The sequence below is a fragment of the Aeromicrobium sp. Leaf272 genome (assembly GCF_001422865.1).
In the GTDB taxonomy this organism is placed as follows: Bacteria; Actinomycetota; Actinomycetes; order Propionibacteriales; family Nocardioidaceae; genus Aeromicrobium.
Genome location: NZ_LMMY01000016.1, coordinates 98870 through 115458, shown reverse-complemented (window position 1 = coordinate 115458; position 16589 = coordinate 98870). Strand labels below are relative to the sequence as shown.

General features: G+C 72.9%; 18 protein-coding genes and 1 riboswitch. Of the genes, 1 reads left to right on the top strand and 17 read right to left on the bottom strand.

Translation table 11 applies throughout. From position 1 onward, the window contains the following. Nucleotides 1-8: 8 nt before the first annotated feature. From rplT to infC, 3 genes are read right to left on the bottom strand one after another with little or no spacing between them, the layout of a single operon-like run. The gene (gene rplT, locus ASF38_RS16805; protein WP_055970368.1) at nt 9-401 is read right to left on the bottom strand and encodes a 50S ribosomal protein L20; all 393 of its coding nucleotides are present in this window, start codon (nt 399-401) and stop codon (nt 9-11) included. Between the two features lie 27 nt (nt 402-428). Continuing rightward, nucleotides 429-623 carry a 50S ribosomal protein L35 gene (gene rpmI, locus ASF38_RS16800; protein ID WP_055970371.1) on the bottom strand — a complete coding sequence of 65 codons (195 nt, stop codon included), beginning with the start codon at nt 621-623 and terminating at the stop codon, nt 429-431. Between the two features lies 1 nt (nt 624). After that, entirely contained in the window at nt 625-1353 is a 729-nt protein-coding gene (infC, locus tag ASF38_RS16795; protein WP_055970373.1) for a translation initiation factor IF-3, read from the bottom strand. Between the two features lie 286 nt (nt 1354-1639). Here infC and ASF38_RS16790 point away from each other — a divergent pair, with 286 nt between their 5' ends. Next, nucleotides 1640-2644 carry a GNAT family N-acetyltransferase gene (locus ASF38_RS16790; RefSeq protein WP_056577582.1) on the top strand — a complete coding sequence of 335 codons (1005 nt, stop codon included), beginning with the start codon at nt 1640-1642 and terminating at the stop codon, nt 2642-2644. Nucleotides 2645-2820: 176 nt separating this feature from the next. Here the strand turns inward: ASF38_RS16790 and ASF38_RS16785 are convergent, their stop codons facing one another. The 14 genes from ASF38_RS16785 to coaBC form a co-directional block, all read right to left on the bottom strand. Then, entirely contained in the window at nt 2821-3306 is a 486-nt protein-coding gene (locus tag ASF38_RS16785) for an SseB family protein (RefSeq protein WP_055970377.1), read from the bottom strand. Next, entirely contained in the window at nt 3303-3716 is a 414-nt protein-coding gene (locus tag ASF38_RS16780; RefSeq protein WP_055970379.1) for a PH domain-containing protein, read from the bottom strand. Before ASF38_RS16780 ends, ASF38_RS16785 begins: the two co-directional genes overlap by 4 nt. Further along, nucleotides 3713-4564: an ATP phosphoribosyltransferase gene (gene hisG, locus ASF38_RS16775; protein WP_055970380.1), complete on the bottom strand. Its 852-nt coding sequence runs from the start codon at nt 4562-4564 to the stop codon at nt 3713-3715. The genes ASF38_RS16780 and hisG overlap by 4 nt, the downstream gene beginning before the upstream one ends. 115 nt (nt 4565-4679) lie before the next feature. After that, nucleotides 4680-4943, bottom strand: coding sequence for a phosphoribosyl-ATP diphosphatase (locus ASF38_RS16770; protein WP_055970382.1), 264 nt, complete (start codon nt 4941-4943; stop codon nt 4680-4682). Between the two features lie 7 nt (nt 4944-4950). Further along, nucleotides 4951-5430 (bottom strand): 6,7-dimethyl-8-ribityllumazine synthase, encoded by a 480-nt coding sequence (ribH, locus tag ASF38_RS16765; RefSeq protein WP_055970385.1) that lies wholly within the window; start codon nt 5428-5430, stop codon nt 4951-4953. Next, nucleotides 5427-6707: a bifunctional 3,4-dihydroxy-2-butanone-4-phosphate synthase/GTP cyclohydrolase II gene (locus tag ASF38_RS16760; RefSeq protein ID WP_055970387.1), complete on the bottom strand. Its 1281-nt coding sequence runs from the start codon at nt 6705-6707 to the stop codon at nt 5427-5429. Before ASF38_RS16760 ends, ribH begins: the two co-directional genes overlap by 4 nt. Next, on the bottom strand, nt 6704-7375 hold the full coding sequence (locus tag ASF38_RS16755; protein WP_055970389.1) for a riboflavin synthase: 672 nt from the start codon (nt 7373-7375) through the stop codon (nt 6704-6706). Before ASF38_RS16755 ends, ASF38_RS16760 begins: the two co-directional genes overlap by 4 nt. Further along, on the bottom strand, nt 7375-8427 hold the full coding sequence (ribD, locus tag ASF38_RS16750; RefSeq protein WP_056577579.1) for a bifunctional diaminohydroxyphosphoribosylaminopyrimidine deaminase/5-amino-6-(5-phosphoribosylamino)uracil reductase RibD: 1053 nt from the start codon (nt 8425-8427) through the stop codon (nt 7375-7377). The genes ASF38_RS16755 and ribD overlap by 1 nt, the downstream gene beginning before the upstream one ends. A gap of 77 nt (nt 8428-8504) precedes the next feature. Then, nucleotides 8505-8635, bottom strand: a riboswitch (FMN riboswitch). Nucleotides 8636-8731: 96 nt separating this feature from the next. Further along, nucleotides 8732-9397: a ribulose-phosphate 3-epimerase gene (gene rpe, locus ASF38_RS16745; protein ID WP_056577576.1), complete on the bottom strand. Its 666-nt coding sequence runs from the start codon at nt 9395-9397 to the stop codon at nt 8732-8734. A gap of 34 nt (nt 9398-9431) precedes the next feature. Then, entirely contained in the window at nt 9432-10703 is a 1272-nt protein-coding gene (locus tag ASF38_RS16740; protein WP_056577568.1) for an RsmB/NOP family class I SAM-dependent RNA methyltransferase, read from the bottom strand. Nucleotides 10704-10713: 10 nt separating this feature from the next. Further along, complete coding sequence (gene fmt / locus ASF38_RS16735; protein WP_055970398.1) at nt 10714-11637, bottom strand: methionyl-tRNA formyltransferase; 924 nt, start codon at nt 11635-11637, stop codon at nt 10714-10716. A 57-nt stretch (nt 11638-11694) separates the two neighbouring features. After that, nucleotides 11695-13695 carry a primosome assembly protein PriA gene (locus ASF38_RS16730; RefSeq protein WP_235497778.1) on the bottom strand — a complete coding sequence of 667 codons (2001 nt, stop codon included), beginning with the start codon at nt 13693-13695 and terminating at the stop codon, nt 11695-11697. Between the two features lie 351 nt (nt 13696-14046). Then, entirely contained in the window at nt 14047-15234 is a 1188-nt protein-coding gene (gene metK, locus ASF38_RS16725) for a methionine adenosyltransferase (RefSeq protein ID WP_055970400.1), read from the bottom strand. A 94-nt stretch (nt 15235-15328) separates the two neighbouring features. After that, entirely contained in the window at nt 15329-16582 is a 1254-nt protein-coding gene (coaBC, locus tag ASF38_RS16720) for a bifunctional phosphopantothenoylcysteine decarboxylase/phosphopantothenate--cysteine ligase CoaBC (RefSeq protein WP_056577565.1), read from the bottom strand. Between the last annotated feature and the right edge of the window lie 7 nt (nt 16583-16589).

Below are 16589 nucleotides of genomic sequence, written 5' to 3'. Positions count from 1 at the left end.
GAGGGCGGTCAGGCCGTCGCGTCTTCCTTGGGCGCGTTCACGTCGGCCGGAAGGTTGTCCTTCGCGACCTGGACGAGGGCGCTGAACGCGGCCGGCTCGTTGACGGCCAGCTCGGCGAGCATCTTGCGGTCGACCTCGACACCCGCGGCCTTGAGGCCCTGGATGAAGCGGTTGTACGTGAGGCCCTCGGCGCGGACGGCAGCGTTGATGCGCTGGATCCAGAGACGACGGAAGTCGCCCTTCTTGGCCTTGCGGTCACGGTAGTTGTAGACCAGGGAGTGAGTGACCTGCTCCTTGGCCTTGCGGTACAGGCGCGAGCGCTGGCCACGGTAGCCGGACGCCCGCTCGAGGGTCTCGCGGCGCTTCTTCTGCGCGTTGACGGAACGCTTGACGCGTGCCATAGGGGTTCTCCTTCGGGTGGGGTGCGGTCAGCGACCGAGCAGCTTCTTGACCATCTTGGTGTCGGCCTTGGACACGTCGACCGTGCCGTCGAGACGGCGCGTGCGGGTGCTGGGCTTGTGCTCCAAGAGGTGCCGGCGGCCGGTCTGCTCGCGACGGAGCTTGCCCTTGCCGGTGATCTTGACGCGCTTCTTCATGCCCGAGTGGGGCTTGAACTTCGGCATCTCATGCCTCCATGTCTGGGTCGAGGTTCTCGCTTCGACGCCGGGGCTTCTTCGGCGTCGCAGTCTTCTTCTGGGCCTCGCGGTGCGCCTTGTCGGCGGCCGCCTCGGCTTCACGCTCCGCGGTCTTCTCAGCGGTGGTCTTGGCCTTCTCGGCCTTGACCTCGGCCTGGGCCTCGGACTTCTTCTTCAGCGGCGCGAGCACCATCGTCATGTTGCGGCCGTCCTGGCGCGGGTGCGCCTCGACGACGCCGAGGTCAGCCACGTCCTCGCCCAGCTTCTGCAGCAGGCGGTACCCGAGCTCGGGTCGGTGCTGCTCGCGGCCGCGGAACATGATCGTGATCTTGACCTTGTCGCCCGCCCTCAGGAACCGCACGACGTGACCCTTCTTGGTGTCGTAGTCGTGCTGGTCGATCTTCGGACGAAGCTTCATCTCCTTGATGATGGTGTTCGTCTGGTTGCGTCGTGACTCGCGTGCCTTCTGGGCGGCCTCGTACTTGAACTTGCCGTAGTCCATGAGGCGGCACACCGGGGGGCGGGCCGTCGGGGCGACCTCGACGAGGTCGAGGTCGGACTCGGCAGCGAGGCGCAGGGCGTCCTCGATGCGAACGATGCCGACCTGCTCACCGCCGGGTCCGACGAGCCGGACCTCGGGTACGCGGATGCGGTCGTTGACGCGCAGCTCTGTGCTGATGGATCCTCCTGTGGTCTGTGTCCAGGAGGCCCACGACAATGGCCCCCGTCCGACAGGACGGAGGCCACCGATGCACGCCGTCGGTGCGAACCGAACAGCGTCGCTCGGCCGGGCGTACCGGCCGAGGTACCCCCCGATCCGCGGATCGAGCAGGTGGGAGGTGGGCCTCCACTTCTCCCCCAGGATAGCAAACCCTCGCGCCCTCGTGAAAATCGGCGCGCCGGCACCCCTCGGCCGCGGTCCGGAACAGCCGACATCCGGGCGAAACACGGCGGACGTCGACGGGCAACACCGGCCGCCCAGCATGGGCGCAGGAGGTGTCGAGATGAGGTGGAGGGTCAGGGCCACGTTCCCGGATCGGCCCGGTCTGCTGGGCCGGATCGCACTGGCGTGCGGCGAGGCCGACGTGAACATCGTCGGGATGCAGGTCTTCTCGACCCGTCCCACGGTCACCGACGAGTTCGTCGTGGAGGCCGGCGACGACTGGACCGACGTCGGCCTCGCGGAGCTCTTCGTCAAGGCCGGGGGCACCGCCGTCGCGGTCACCCGTGCCGACGAGGACGCCGTGCTGGACACGCCGACGCGCTACCTGGACGCCGTCCACCAGGTCCTGGAGGAGGGACGTGACGTCGAGGACGTGCTCGCCGAGCTGCTCGCCACCGAGCCGCCCGACGTGGCCGACTACGCGGGCCACGACGTGCTGGACCTGCGGCGCCGCAACGGCAGCGCCCTGCGGATCAGCCGGGCTGTCCCCTTCACCGCGGTCGAGCGGGCGCGCGCGCAGGCCCTGCTGTCGCTCGTGAGCGACGCCGGCGTCGACGTGCCCCTCATCGCACCCTCGCCCCGCCACCCGATGCCGCTGGTCCGCCTGGCCGGACTCGCCGACATCGAGGCCGTGGCGGCACTGCACGAGCGGTGCAGCGTCGACACCCTCTACACCCGCTACCAGGTCCCTCTGCGGATGCCGATGACGACGCGGATGGCACGGCGGCTGGTGACTCCCGAGCGTGGCCTCGCGATCGTCGTCCAGGTCGGTCTCGACCTGGTGGGTCACGGGGTGCTCGAGCCGCTCGAGGACCGACTGGTCTTCCAGCTGCTGGTCGAGGACGCCTGGCAGGGGCGCGGCTTCGGCACGTTGCTGGTCAAGCACGCCGCACGGCACGCCAAGGCGCAGGGCGCCGAGCACCTCACGTTCGTGTCCGCGGGATCGAACGACATGCTGCTGCGTGCCGTGGGCGCGGCGGGCTTCGTCGCCCGGGTGGAGCGGCACGACGCCGCCGTGCACATCACCGTCCCGCTCGCCGGGGTTCGGGCGGCCGAGAGCGCGTGAGGAGGCCCTGCTCGCTGCTGCCCTGCCTCGGCTCGCCCCGCCGCTGCGCTGCCGCAGAGGTCTCCACCCACCGGGGCAGGACCCGTGCGACACCGCACCGGAGGATCAGTCGCCCGCGGCAGCGCACCACCAGGACGAGAGCCGCCGCACCGGCGCACCGGCCGTCGCGACCTTCGTCAGCCTCCGGTCACCCACGCGTGGCCGACGTCGGTGGAGACCAGCCGGTCCCCCGCCGCCAGGTGCCGCAGGTCGTCGGTCTCCACGACCTGGAAGTGCGGGGAGCCGAGGTCGAGCAGCAGCGCCGTGGCGCCCTCGGACTGCGCCGCCACGGCGGCCGCCTGGCCCCACACGGGAACCGGTCGGGCCTGCGGGTTCCACCGTGCCATCGCATCGAGGCTGCTGAACGTCAGAAGCGCCTGGCGGCCGTCGGCGCCGGTCATCAGCACCGCGGCCATGTCGGCGTCCTTGTCCCCGCTGGTCAGGGCCTCGGGGCCGGCGGCCTGGCTCGCGGCGCCGAGCGTGGCGACCACGGGCACGAAGACGCGCACGGAGCCGAGGACCGCCAGGACGGCCACCGTGTCGCCCAGGGCAGCGCCGAGGCGAGGATCGAGTCGTCCGTCGTCGTCGGGGAACGCCGGCTCGGCCAGCGAGCGACCGGTCACGGGACGCGCCGCACCAGGTCGTCGACGACCTGACGCACCCGGCCGTGGCCGCTCGTGCCCTGCAGGGCGAACAGCATCAGCCTCTCGTCGTCGACCGTCACGAGGGTGGGCCAGGGTGCGCCCTCGCCGAAGGCGAAGCCCTTCACCCGGTTCCACGGCACGTGGTGCGTGCGGTACCCGTTCACGACCTCGAGCTCGTCGTCGGACACCGTCACCCGGCTGCGACCGATGCCGTGCAGGATCACGATGAAGACCGCGATGGAGCCGTACAGCGTGAGCGCCTGGGAGAGCGTGACCTGGGACCGGATCTCCTGCGGCAGCGCGAAGGTGATCGCGACCGACATCGCCACTAGGGCCACGCAGGACCCGTAGGCGACGTAGCGGGTCCCGCCGGGACGGTGCGTGGTCATACCCGGCACGCCAGGATGTCGGTCACGAGGATGCCGCGGGCGCCCAGCTCGTAGAGGCTGTCCATGATCTTCTGGGCGGCGTCGCGCGGCACCATCGAGCGCACCGCGACCCAGCCCTCACGATGGAGCGGGGACACGGTGGGCGACTCGATGCCCGGCGTGAGCTCGACCGCCCGTTCGACGTGCTCCACGCGGATGTCGTAGTCCATCATCACGTACGTCCGGGCGACGAGGACGCTGTCGAGACGACGCTTGAACACGGCGTACCCGTCGGGCTCGCCCGTTCCTGCCTCGCCGCGCGTGATGAGGACGGCCTCGGACGAGAGGATCGGGTCGCCGAACACCGCGAGGTCGGCCTGGCGCAGCGTGCTCCCGGTCTCGACGACGTCGGCGATCGCGTCGGCCACGCCGAGGCGGATGGAGGACTCGACCGCACCGTCGAGGCGGACCACGGTCGCCGCGACCCCGCGCGCGCTCAGGTAGTCCTGCACGATGACGGGGTACGAGGTCGCGATCCGCTTGCCCTCGAGCTCGGCGATCGCGGACATGGAGCCGGTCGGCGCGGCGAAGCGGAACGTCGAGGCCCCGAAGCCCAGGCCGATCTGCTCGGTCGCCGGGGCCGCGGAGTCGAGCAGGAGGTCACGGCCGGTGATGCCGACGTCGAGCGTGCCCTCCCCCACGTAGACGGCGATGTCGCGGGGTCGCAGGTAGAAGAACTCGACGTCGTTCTCGGCGTCGACGAGGACGAGGTCCTTGGTGTTGCGGCGCTGGCGGTAGCCCGCCTCCGCGAGGATCTGGCTGGCGGCGTCGGACAGGGCGCCCTTGTTGGGAACGGCCACTCTCAGCATGGTGGTGACTTTCTGACGAAGGAGGTCGGGCCCGACCGGCGTCCGCCACGACGGGGGACGGTGGCCGGAACGCACGACAGCGGCACGGCCCGAGGAGGTGCTGGGTCCGCTGTCGTCACAGATGCGCGTAGACGTCGTCGAGCGAGATGCCGGCGGCGATCATCATGACCTGGGCGTGGTAGAGCAGCTGGCTGATCTCCTCGGCCGTGCGCTCGGGGCCCTCGTGCTCGGCGGCCATCCAGGACTCGGCGGCCTCCTCGACCAGCTTCTTGCCGATCGCGTGCACGCCGGCATCGAGCTCGGCGACGGTGCGCGAGCCCTCGGGCCGGTCGCTGGCCTTGGCGGCGAGCTCGGCGAACAGGTCGTCGAAGGTCTTCATGGTGACCTCAGTCTAGGGACGCCAGCGTGCGCAGGGTCGCCCAGGTCGACAGCGCGGCCTCGGCGGCCTCCCGACCCTTGTCCTCGACGCTGCCCTCGAGCCCGGCGCGGTCGAGCGCCTGCTGCTCGGTGTCGCACGTCAGCAGACCGAACCCCACCGGCACACCCGTGTCGAGGGACACCCGCGCGAGGCCGTCGGTGGCTGCGGCCGAGACGTACTCGAAGTGAGGTGTGCCGCCTCGGATGATCACGCCGAGGGCCACGACCGCGTCGAAGCCGGCCGCCGCGCACCCCTGGGCGACGAGCGGCAGCTCGAACGAACCGGCAGCCCGCACGAGCGTGGCGTCGGTGACCCCGGCGTCCGACAGGGCGCGCTGGGCGCCCGCGATCAGGCCGTCCATCACCTGGTCGTGCCAGCTGGAGGCCACGACGGCCACGCGGGCCCCCGTGGCGTCGACCTGCAGGGTGGGTGCTCCGTGTCCGCTCATGCCGTCGTTCCCGTCGTCTCGTCGAGGCCCAGGTCGGGCAGGTCGTGACCCATCCGCTCGGCCTTGGTCCTCAGGTACTGGATGTTCTCGGCGGTCGGCTGGATCTGCAGGGAGATCCGCTCGGCCACCTTCACGCCGTAGGCCTCCAGCTGCGTCGCCTTGTCCGGGTTGTTGGTGAGCAGCCGGACCGAGCCGATGCCGAGGTCGCGCAGCATCTGCGCGCCGGCGGCGTAGTCGCGCTCGTCCTCGCCGAACCCCAGGGCGAGGTTGGCGTCGACCGTGTCACGGCCGGCGTCCTGCAGGGCGTAGGCCTGCAGCTTGTGCAGCAGACCGATCCCTCGGCCCTCGTGACCGCGCAGGTACACCACGACGCCCGCCCCCTCGGCCTTGACCGCCGCCATGGACGCCTGGAGCTGGGGCCCGCAGTCGCAGCGCCGCGAGCCGAACACGTCACCGGTCAGGCACTCCGAGTGCAGACGGACCAGCACGCTCGCACCCTCGGCGGCCGCCGCGGCGAGGTCTCCGTGCACGAGGGCCACGTGCTCGGCCCCGTCGATCGTGTCGCGGAAGCCGTGTGCGGCGAAGGTGCCGAACTCGGTGGGGAGCGTCGTCGTGGCGAGCCGCTCGACCTGGGACTCGTGCAGACGCAGGTGCACCTGCAGGTCCTCGATCGAGACGAGGGCCAGGTCGTGCTCGTCGGCGAACGCGCGCAGGGCGGGCGCCCGCATGAGGGTGCCGTCGTCGTGCACGACCTCGCCGATCACGCCGACCGGCGTCAGGCCCGCGAGCCGGGTGAGGTCCACCGCAGCCTCGGTGTGTCCGGCGCGCGCCAGGACGCCGCCCTCCTTCGCGCGCAGGGGCAGCACGTGGCCCGGCATGACCAGCTCGAACGGCTCGGTCGCCGAGTCGGCGAGCACCCGGACCGTGCGCGCCCGGTCGGCCGCCGAGATGCCCGTGGTGATGCCGTCGCGGGCGTCGATCGAGATCGTGTAGGCGGTGCGCATCATCTCGCGGTTGTGCGGCGTCATGAGCGGGATGCCGAGCCGGTCGAGGATGGCCCCCGGCGCGGGTGCGCACACGTAGCCGCTGGAGTACCGCACCAGGAAGCCCATCAGCTCCGGCGTGGCCTTGCTCGCGGCGAAGATGATGTCGCCCTCGTTCTCGCGGCCCGGGTCGTCGACCACCACGACGGCCTTGCCGTCGCGAATGTCGGCGATCGCCCGCTCGATGCTGTCGAGGCGGACCGTGTCGCCGCCGGCGTCCGAATACGTCGTCATGACTGCTGCTCCTTCGGGAGGCGGGCGGCCAGCAGCCGCTCCACGTACTTGGCGAGGACGTCGACCTCGAGGTTCACCCGGTCGCCGGGGGCGAGGGTGCCGAGCGTCGTGTCCGCGAGGGTGGTGGGGATGAGGGAGACCGAGAACCAGGCGTCCGGTCCGTCCGCCGCCCACGGCCCGGCACCCCCGCCGGGGGCGTCGACGACCTCGACGACCGTGAGCGACACCCCCTGGACCGTGATCGAGCCCTTGGGGACCAGGTACCGGGCCAGCTCGGCCGGCAGGGAGAAGCGCAGCACGTCCCAGTGCTCGCTCGGCGTGCGGTCGATCAGCGCCCCGGTGCCGTCGACGTGCCCCTGCACGATGTGCCCGCCCATCCGCGCACCGGCCTGCATGGCGCGCTCGAGATTGACCTCGTCACCGACCTCCAGGCCACCGAGCGACGTGCGGTCGAGCGACTCGGCCATGACGTCGGCGCTGAAGACGTCGCCGTCCCCCTCCTGCGACGACTGGTCCATGACCGTGAGGCAGCAGCCGTTCACGGAGATCGAGGCTCCGTGCGTCGCGTCGGCCGTGACGACGGGGCCGCGCACCGAGAGGCGCACGGAGTCGCCGAGCGACTCGATCGCCGTGACGACGCCCTTCTCCTCCACGAGACCGGTGAACATCAGGGCATCTCCTCACGTGGGGCACGGCCCGGCGTGCCGATGATGCGGATGTCGGGGCCGATCCGCGCGACGTCGTGCAGGTCGATGGGACGCAGGTCGGCCAGCGTGGCGGCCTCGCCCTCCAGCGCGGCCCGGCCCGAGCCGAGCATCGCGGGAGCGATGTAGCCGATCACCCGGTCGACCAGGCCCGCGTTCCAGAACGCGCCGGCCAGGCGAGGACCGCCCTCGAGCCACACGTGCCGGACGCCGTTCTCGACCATCTTCGCGAGCACCTCGTCGGGCTCGCGGCTCTGCACGAGCAACGTCGGCGCGACCCGGTCGAACACCCGGTAGTACGAGGGGATGTGGGTCTCCCCCACCACGACGCGCAAGGGCTGGCGGTCGTACGGGAGCGGGAGGTCGTCGGCGTCGCGGACGGTCAGGCGCGGGTCGTCGGCCAGGACCGCGCCGGTACCCGCCATGATCGCGTCGGCACCGGCGCGGAAGAGCTGCACGTCGCGTCGGGCCTCGGCCGAGGTGATCCACTTGCTCGAGCCGTCGGGAGCGGCGCTCAGGCCGTCCATGGTCGCGGCGTACTTCCAGGTGACGAAGGGGCGACCGTGGGTGAGGGCGAAGGTCCACTCCACGTTCAGCTCGGCGGCCTCGTCGGCGAGCAGCCCGGACTCGACCTCGACGCCGGCCGCCCTCAGGCGGTCGGCGCCACCTGTGGCCTCGGGGTTCGGGTCGGTCTGGGCGAACACGACCCGGGCCACCCCTGCCTCCAGCAACGCCTCGACGCAAGGCCCGGTGCGCCCGGTGTGCGCGCACGGCTCGAGCGTGACGACCGCCGTGGCCCCACGCGCGGCGTCACCGGCCTGCTGGAGCGCGTCGACCTCGGCGTGCGGCGTCCCCGCACCTCGGTGCAGACCGACCGCCAGCTGCTCTCCCGCGGGAGTCAGCAGCACGCAACCGACCCGGGGGTTCGGGAGCGCGCTGGCCACGGAGCGCGCGGCGTCGATCGCCACGCGCATGGCCTGCTGCTCGGTGCCCGTGCGTCCAGCCTCGGTGCCCATCGTGTCCTCCGGTCGGGCTCGCCGATCCGGGGTCGTCGGGTCGGGTGCACGGGTCCGCGCGGACCCGGCGCCAGACCCCGCGTGTGCCTCTCATCCGGACTTTCACCGTCGGTACCGGAGTTCCACCGGTTCAACCATCCTCCCGAAGGAGGGCGGGTCGCGGACTATGACCGCCGGCTCGGAATTGCACCGACCCCGGAACACGCGAGCTGTTGCTCGTACGGCGAAAGTGTAGCCGGGCGCACGAGACCCTCGGTCGCCGTCTCCCGATGAGAGACCGGGACCACGTCCCGAGGCGTCCGACTCAGTGGCGGCAGGCGGAGTCGGCGAGCCCGCGCAGCGTCTCGACCATGGCACCGGGGTCGTCGGCACCGAACACCGCGGAGCCGGCGACGAAGGTGTCGGCACCGGCGTCGGCGCACCGCTCGATGGTCTCGACGGAGACCCCGCCGTCGACCTGCAGCCAGATCTCGCCGCCGGTGCGCTCGATGAGCTCACGCGTGCGGCGGATCTTCGGCAGGCACAGGTCGAGGAACTTCTGACCACCGAACCCGGGCTCGACGGTCATGACGAGCACCATGTCGAGCTCGGGGAGCAGATCGGCGTACGGCTCGATGGGGGTGGCCGGCTTGAGCGCCATGGACGCGCGGGCACCCTGCGCGCGGATCTCGCGGGCCAGGCGCACGGGCGCGTGCGCGGCCTCCACGTGGAAGGTGACGCTGCCCGCTCCGGCCTCCACGAACTGTGGTGCCCAGCGGTCGGGGTCGGCGATCATCAGGTGCGCGTCGATCGGCTGGGCGGAGGCCTTGCTGAGCGCCTCGATGACCGGTGCGCCGAGCGTCAGGTTGGGCACGAAGTGGTTGTCCATGACGTCCATGTGCAGCCAGTCGGCCGTCGGGATCCGTGCCGCCTCACCCGCCAGGTTCGCGAAGTCGGCGTTGAGCAGGCTCGGCGTGATCTGGATGGCCATGGCCGACAGCGTAGTGGCGCCCCGTTCCCGCCGGTCAGCGGCGGCGGAGGATCGCGAGGAACATCGCGTCGGTGCCGTCGCGGTGCGGCCACCAGCGGTGCACGGACTCGAGCGCGGCGACGCCGGGTCCCACCGACTCCACGACCTCGAGGGTCTCCTCCACAAGGGGCGAGCACGTGGCGTAGCCGACGACCCCGCCAGGACGCGTCAGCTCGACGGCACGCCGCAGCAGGTCGCGCTGCAGCGGCACGAGCGAGGCGAGGTCGTCGGGCGAGCGTCGCCAGCGCGACTCCGGACGTCGGCGCAGTGCGCCCAGCCCGGTGCAGGGTGCGTCCACGAGCACGCGGTCGAACGAACCGGGCTCCCACGGACCCTCACGGCCGTCCTGGACGGTGACGTCGACGTCGGGCAGGGCGCGCAGACCCTGCCGCACCAGCTCGGCCCGGTGCGGCTGGACCTCGTTGGCGACGAGGTGCGCACCTCGCTGTGCGGCGAGCGCCCCCAGGAGGGCCGCCTTGCCACCGGGTCCGGCGCAGAGGTCGAGCCACCGGGCGTCCGGTCCCTCGAGCGTCGCCTCCGCCACGGAGAGCGCGACCATCTGCGACCCCTCGTCCTGCACACCGGCCAGGCCGTCCCGCACGGCGGCGACGTCGCCCGGGTCTCCCCCGTCGAGCACGCGCGCGTAGGGAGAGACCGAGCCGGGCCGCCCGGGAAGCCGCGCGGGGTCGACCAGACCGGGCCGAGCCACGAGCGTGACGCGAGGCGCGAGGTTGTCGGCCGCGAGCAGCTGCTCCAGCTCGTCGGCCGCGTCGACGGACCGCAGCGCGGTCCGCAGACCATCGACGATCCACGCCGGGTGGGAGTACCGCACGGCGAGCGCGTCGTCGCCGGCGCGACCCTGCACGAGGCGGTCGAGCCACGTGTCCAGGTCGTCGGCCGCGATCTTGCGCATGACCGCGTTCACCAGTCCGGCCGTCTTGTGCCCCACCACCCGTCGCACGAGGCTCACGCTCGTGGAGACGGCGGCGTGCGACGGGACCCGCATCGAGAGCGCCTGGTGGGCACCGAGCCGCAGCACGTCGCGCACCTCTGGGTCGAGAGGTCGGTCGACGAGGGAGTCGATCACGGCGTCGTAGGTGCCCCGCAGGCGCAGCGTGCCGTGGACCAGCTCGGTCGCGAACGCGGCGTCGCGCCCCTCGATGCGGCGTTCACGCAGCAGCTGCGGCAGCAGGAGGTTGACGTACGCGTCGCGCTCGTCGGCCGCCCGCAGCACGTCGTACGCGACGCCACGGGACGGGTCGCTCACGAGATCCTCCTCATGACAGCACCACGCCGGGCTCGATCGCCGTGCCGCGCGCCCAGTCAGCAGCCGACATGGCTCGCTTGCCGGTGGGCTGCACCTGACCGAGGACCACGTCGGTCGTGGCGGTGCCGACCCGCACCTCGTGCTTGCCGGCCTGAACCTGACCCGGCGCGAGGGTGTCCTCGGACGTCGGCGTGACCGGTCCGAGCTTGATCCGCTGGTCCCCCAGCACGGACCACGCGCCCGGAGCAGGAGTGCAGCCGCGGACCTGGCGATCGACCGCGAAGGCCGGGCGGGTCCAGTCGACGTGCGCATCGTCGGTGCTGAGCTTCGAGGCGTAGGAGACGCCGTCGTCGGGCTGCGACACCGCCGCGGCGTCACCGTCCTCGACGTGGTCGATCGCATCGACCAGCAGTCGGGCACCCTCGTGCGCGAGCCTGTCCAGGAGGGTCCCGGCGGTGTCGTCCTCGCGGATGCGCTCGGTGATCGTGCCGAGCACCGGTCCGGCGTCGAGCGCCTCGACGAGGCTGAAGACCGTGGCACCGGTGACCTCGTCGCCGGCCATGATCGAGCGCTGCACCGGTGCGGCACCACGCCAGGCGGGCAGCACCGAGAAGTGCAGGTTGAGCCAGCCGTACTCCGGGACGTCGAGCGCCTCGCGTCGCAGCAGCGCGCCGTACGCGACGATCGGGCAGCACGCCGGGCCGATCTCGCGCAGGCGGTCGAGGAAGGCCGGGTCGTCGGCACGAGCGGGCTTGAGCACCTCGATCCCGAGCTCCTCGGCGCGGGCCGCGACGGGCGAGGGATGCAGGGTGCGGCCCCTGCCCTGGCGGGCGTCGGGGCGGGTGATCACCGCCGCCACGTCGTGCCGGCTCTCGACCAGCGCCTCCAACGAGGGCAGGGCGGTCTCGGGGGTACCTGCGAACACGATCCTCACGTCGGCCGAGTCTAGGGCGTGCGCCCACGCCGGCCGTGCGGGCAGGACGTGCCGGGGTCAGAAGGCGTGCGGATCGATCCTGACCCGCAGGGGCGGGAGCTTGGCCGCCGAGCGCGCGGACTGCAGGTCCTTCAGGGCCGCCGCCAGCGCGGGGCCGTCGCGGCGCGGTGTGCGCAGCACCAGTCGGTCATGCTCCGGCTCCCCCGGCCGCGTCGGCACCGGGACCGGGCCCAGCACCTCGGTGGCTCCGGGCCAGGACCTGGACGCGAGCTCGGCGACGACGTCGGCCGGCGCCTCGACCACCGCGACGCGCGCGACCGGGGGCAGGTGCGCCTCGGCGCGCTCGGCCAGCTCGCGCTCGGCCAGGCCGGCGGGGTCGGCGCGGACGAGACCCTGCAGCGTGGCCGGGTCGCCCACCGCCACCGCCGCGGCGCGCTCGCGCGCGAGCGCCAGGGCGTTGAACCACCGCCGGTGCGCCTCCTCGCCGACCCGCAGGTCGTCGCGGCCCAGCGCCAGCCAGGTGTCCATGAGCACCACGAGCGCGTACCCGCCCTCGACGCGCGGCTCGGCACCCGGCGTGGCGAGGACGAGCACGTCGCCGGGCGGTGCCTCGGCCAGGACGTCGGCACCCCCGGAGGTGACGACCGCACGGTCGGGGAAGGCCGCCGCGTACTCCTCCGCCGTCCGCAGCTGGCCGACGACAGGGGCGCGCAGCCGGGCGGAGCCGCACGTCGGGCACGTCCATCGGGGGGCCTCGGTGCCACACCACCGGCAGGCCAGGGTGGCACCGCGACCGCCCTGCGCGAGCGGGCCGTCGCAGGCCGCGCAGCGGGCCGGGGTCCGGCAGTCCTGGCAGCTCAACGACGTGCGGTACCCCCGACGCGGCACCTGGACCAGCACCGGGCCGTCGGCGCGGCGCACCGCGGCGAAGACCTGGTGCGGCAGGCGTGCCGGCGCGCCACCGGCCACGCTGCCGTCGGTGACGTCGAGACGGGGCCACGCACGGCGTCGGGTGACGGCCTCGGCCCGCATCGACCGCGCCCAGCCGGAGCCGACGAGCGACTGCGCCTCGGCCGTGCGTGCGTAGCCGCCGACCAGCACCGCGGCGTCCTCGCGCACGGCCCGGGTGAGCAGGACCTCGCGTGCATGCAGGTACGGCGCCCGAGGCTCCGCGTAGAGGTCGTCACCGTCGTCCCAGACGGTCACGAGACCCAGGTCGTGCACGGGCGCGAACGCGGCGGCTCGCGTGCCCAGCACGATCGACACCTCGCCCCGCGCCACGGCGAGGAACGACCGGTAGCGCTCGGCCGGCTTCTGGCCCGACGAGAGCACCACGTGGCGCCCGTGGCCGAGGACCGACGTGAGTGCCGCGTCCCAGTGGTCGAGCTCGCGCGCGTCGGGCACGCAGACCACCGTCCCCCGCCCCGACCGCAGGGTGGCGAGAGCGGCCTGCGCGACCGCGACGGCGGGGTCGCGCAGGGGCAGCGCCTCCCACACCACACGGGGAGAGGTGCCCGACTCCAGCGCGCCGAGGAAGCCCGGTCCGTCCGGCCAGAGGTGCCAGACCTCGTCGTCGACGCCCGGGAGGTCGTCGTCCGGACGCGGCACCGAGGGACGGGCCTCGACCTTGGCCTGGCGCGGTGGCACCGCCAGCCGCAGCACGTCCGACAGCGTGCCGGCCCAGCGGTCGGCCACCTCGCGGGCCAGTCCCAGCACCTCGGCACTCAGCACGGGCTCGGCCGAGACGACCTTGGTGAGCGGCGCGAGACGTCCCTCGTGGGCGGTCGTCTCCCCCAGGCCGACGACGTAGCCGTCGGTCGCGCGCCCGGCGAAGCGGACCTTGACCCGGCACCCGGGGACGGGCTGCGGATCGAGCTCGGGCGGGACCGCGTAGTCGAACAGCCGGTCCAGGTGCGGCAACGGGGTGTCGACCGCCACCCGCGCGATGCGGACCGGCGCGACCTCGCCCGACCGCTCGTCGACACCCTCCTCGAGGAGCACCGGCGGCGGCACGGGCTCGGGAGCCGCGAGGAGCTCGAGCTGGTCGCCGGTGGTCACGCGGACTGTCTACCAGGCGGTCCGGACGGTGGGCTCGGGGTCCGGCTGGGTCAGCGGTAGGTGGCCCGCGCTACCGGAGCCCCCAGAGGTAGGCCACCCGCGGATAGCGGCGTCGTGTCCGCGGGTGTCCTACCTGGACCCCCGACGTGACGCGGGCCACCTACCCCTCACCCGACGAAGCCCCGAGAACCCAGCCCCGCGCGCACCCGGATCCCCGTTCGAGGCCCTCGCGCGACCCACCACCAGGAGAGGCCGAGAGAAGCAGTCGCAGGCCGAGATCGCGCCGGGGCCACGCCGCACGCACGACCGCCCGCCACCCACGAGGGGCGACGGGCGGTCGAGGGACGAAGGTCAGGCGTGCGCGGCGGCCTTCAGGGCCTCGGCGCGGCCGGTGTCCTCCCACGGGAGGCCGGGGCGGCCGAAGTGGCCGTACGCGGCGGTCTGCGCGTAGATCGGGCGCAGCAGGTCGAGGTCGCGGACGATCGCGCCGGGACGCAGGTCGAAGACCTCGAGCACGGCCTCGCGGATCTTGTCGACCGGGACCGTCTCGGTGCCGTAGGTGTCGACGTAGAAGCCGACCGGGTGCGCCACGCCGATCGCGTACGCGACCTGCACCTCGGCCTTGGTGGCCAGGCCGGCGGCCACGATGTTCTTGGCGACCCAGCGCATCGCGTAGGCAGCGGAGCGGTCGACCTTGCTCGGGTCCTTGCCGGAGAACGCGCCGCCGCCGTGGCGGGCGTAGCCACCGTAGGTGTCGACGATGATCTTGCGACCCGTCAGGCCGACGTCGCCCATGGGGCCGCCGATGACGAACCGGCCAGTCGGGTTCACGTGCAGCTTGTAGTCGCTGGAGTCGATGTCGTACTGCGCGAGCACAGCGTCGATGACGTGCTTCTTGATGTCGCCGCGGAGCTGGCCGTCGAGGTCGATGCCCTCCTCGTGCTGGGTGGACACCACGATGGCCTCGACGCGCTTGGGCTTGTCGTCGTCGCCGTACTCGATGGTCACCTGCGTCTTGCCGTCGGCGCGCAGGTAGGGCAGCGTGCCGTCCTTGCGGACCGCCGTGAGCTGCTCGGCGAGGCGGTGCGCGATCGTGATCGGCAGCGGCATCAGCTCGGGGGTCTCGTCGATCGCGAACCCGAACATCAGGCCCTGGTCGCCAGCGCCCTGGAGGTCGAGCGGGTCGACCGAGCCGTCGGCGCGGTTCTCGAACGCGGCGTCGACGCCCTGGGCGATGTCGGCGCTCTGCGCGTCGAGCGTCACCTGCACGGCGCAGGACTCACCGTCGAAGCCCTTGACGGAGGAGTCGTAGCCGATCTCGAGCACGCGGTCGCGGGCGATTCGCGCGATGTCCACGTAGGCCTCGGTCGTGACCTCGCCGCCGACCAGCACCAGGCCGGTCGTCACGTAGGTCTCGCACGCCACGCGGCTCTTGGGGTCCTCGGCGAGCAGCGCGTCGAGCACGCTGTCGCTGATCTGGTCGGCGATCTTGTCGGGGTGGCCCTCGGTCACTGACTCGGACGTGAAGAAGCGGCTCACTCGATCTCTCCTGATGGGGTGGGGTGCGCGTACGGTGCGCCGGCGGATGCCGGGACGCGTGCGACAGGTGGTTCCTCGGGGAGTGTAACGACGCTCAGGCCGTGACGTTCCGCCGTCCCGAGCGGCGGACGACCTCGTCCCACACGGCGTGCGCCAGGGCGCTCTTCGGACCGCGCGGCACGGCGACCTCGGCACCGTCGGAGCCGAGGATGACGGCCTCGTTGTCCTCCTGGCCGAACACCTGGCCGTCGCTGACGTCGTTGACCACCAGCAGCTCGCAGCCCTTGCGCTCGAGCTTGGCCCGGGCGTGGTCGGCCACGCTCCCGTCGGCGTCGCCGGTCTCGGCGGCGAAGCCGACGACGAACGGGGTCGCGTCACCGGCGCGGTCGCGCACCAGCCCGGCGAGGATGTCGGGGTTCTCGACGAGCTCGATGACGGGCGTGCGGCCGTCGTCGCGCTTCTTGATCTTGTGGCCCGACACGTCGGCGGGCCGGAAGTCGGCGGGCGCGGCGGCCATGACCACGACGTCGGCGGACCGGGCCGCGTCGACCACGGCGGCCTGCAGCTCCGCGGTGGTGACGACCTCGACGACGTCGACCCCCGCCGGCAACGGCACCGACACGTTGGCGGCGACCAGCCGCACGGTGGCGCCCCGAGCCAGCGCGGCCTGGGCGATCGCGACGCCCTGGCGCCCGGACGAACGGTTGCCCAGGTAGCGGACCGGGTCGAGGAACTCGCGGGTTCCCCCTGCGGAGACGACGACGTGCAGGCCGGCGAGGTCCTGGGTGGGCGCGTCGAGCAGGGCTCGACAGGCCGCGAACAGCTCGTCGGGCTCGGGAAGCCGACCCTTGCCGGTGTCGCTGCCGGTGAGCCGACCGGCGGCGGGCTCGATCACCACGACGCCGCGCGAGCGCAGCGTCTCGACGTTGGCCTGGGTGGCGGCGTGCTCCCACATCTCGGTGTGCATGGCCGGGGCCAGCACCACGGGGCAGCGCGCCGTGAGCAGCGTGTTGGTGAGCAGGTCGTCGGCCAGGCCGTGGGCGGCCTTGGCCAGGAGGTCGGCCGTGGCGGGTGCCACCACGACGAGGTCGGCCTGCTGGCCGAGCCGCACGTGGGGCACCTCGTGGACGTCGGCGAACACCTCCGTGGACACGGGCTGCCCGCTGAGCGCCTCCCACGTGGGGGCACCCACGAACTGCAGCGCGGACCGAGTGGGCACGACGCGCACGTCGTGACCGGACTCGGTGAACAGGCGCAGCAACGAGGCCGCCTTGTAGGCGGCGATGCCGCCGGCGACGCCGAGCACGACGCGAGGTCGGTCCGGCCCCCCGGCCGCGGGATCCGTCATGAGCGGG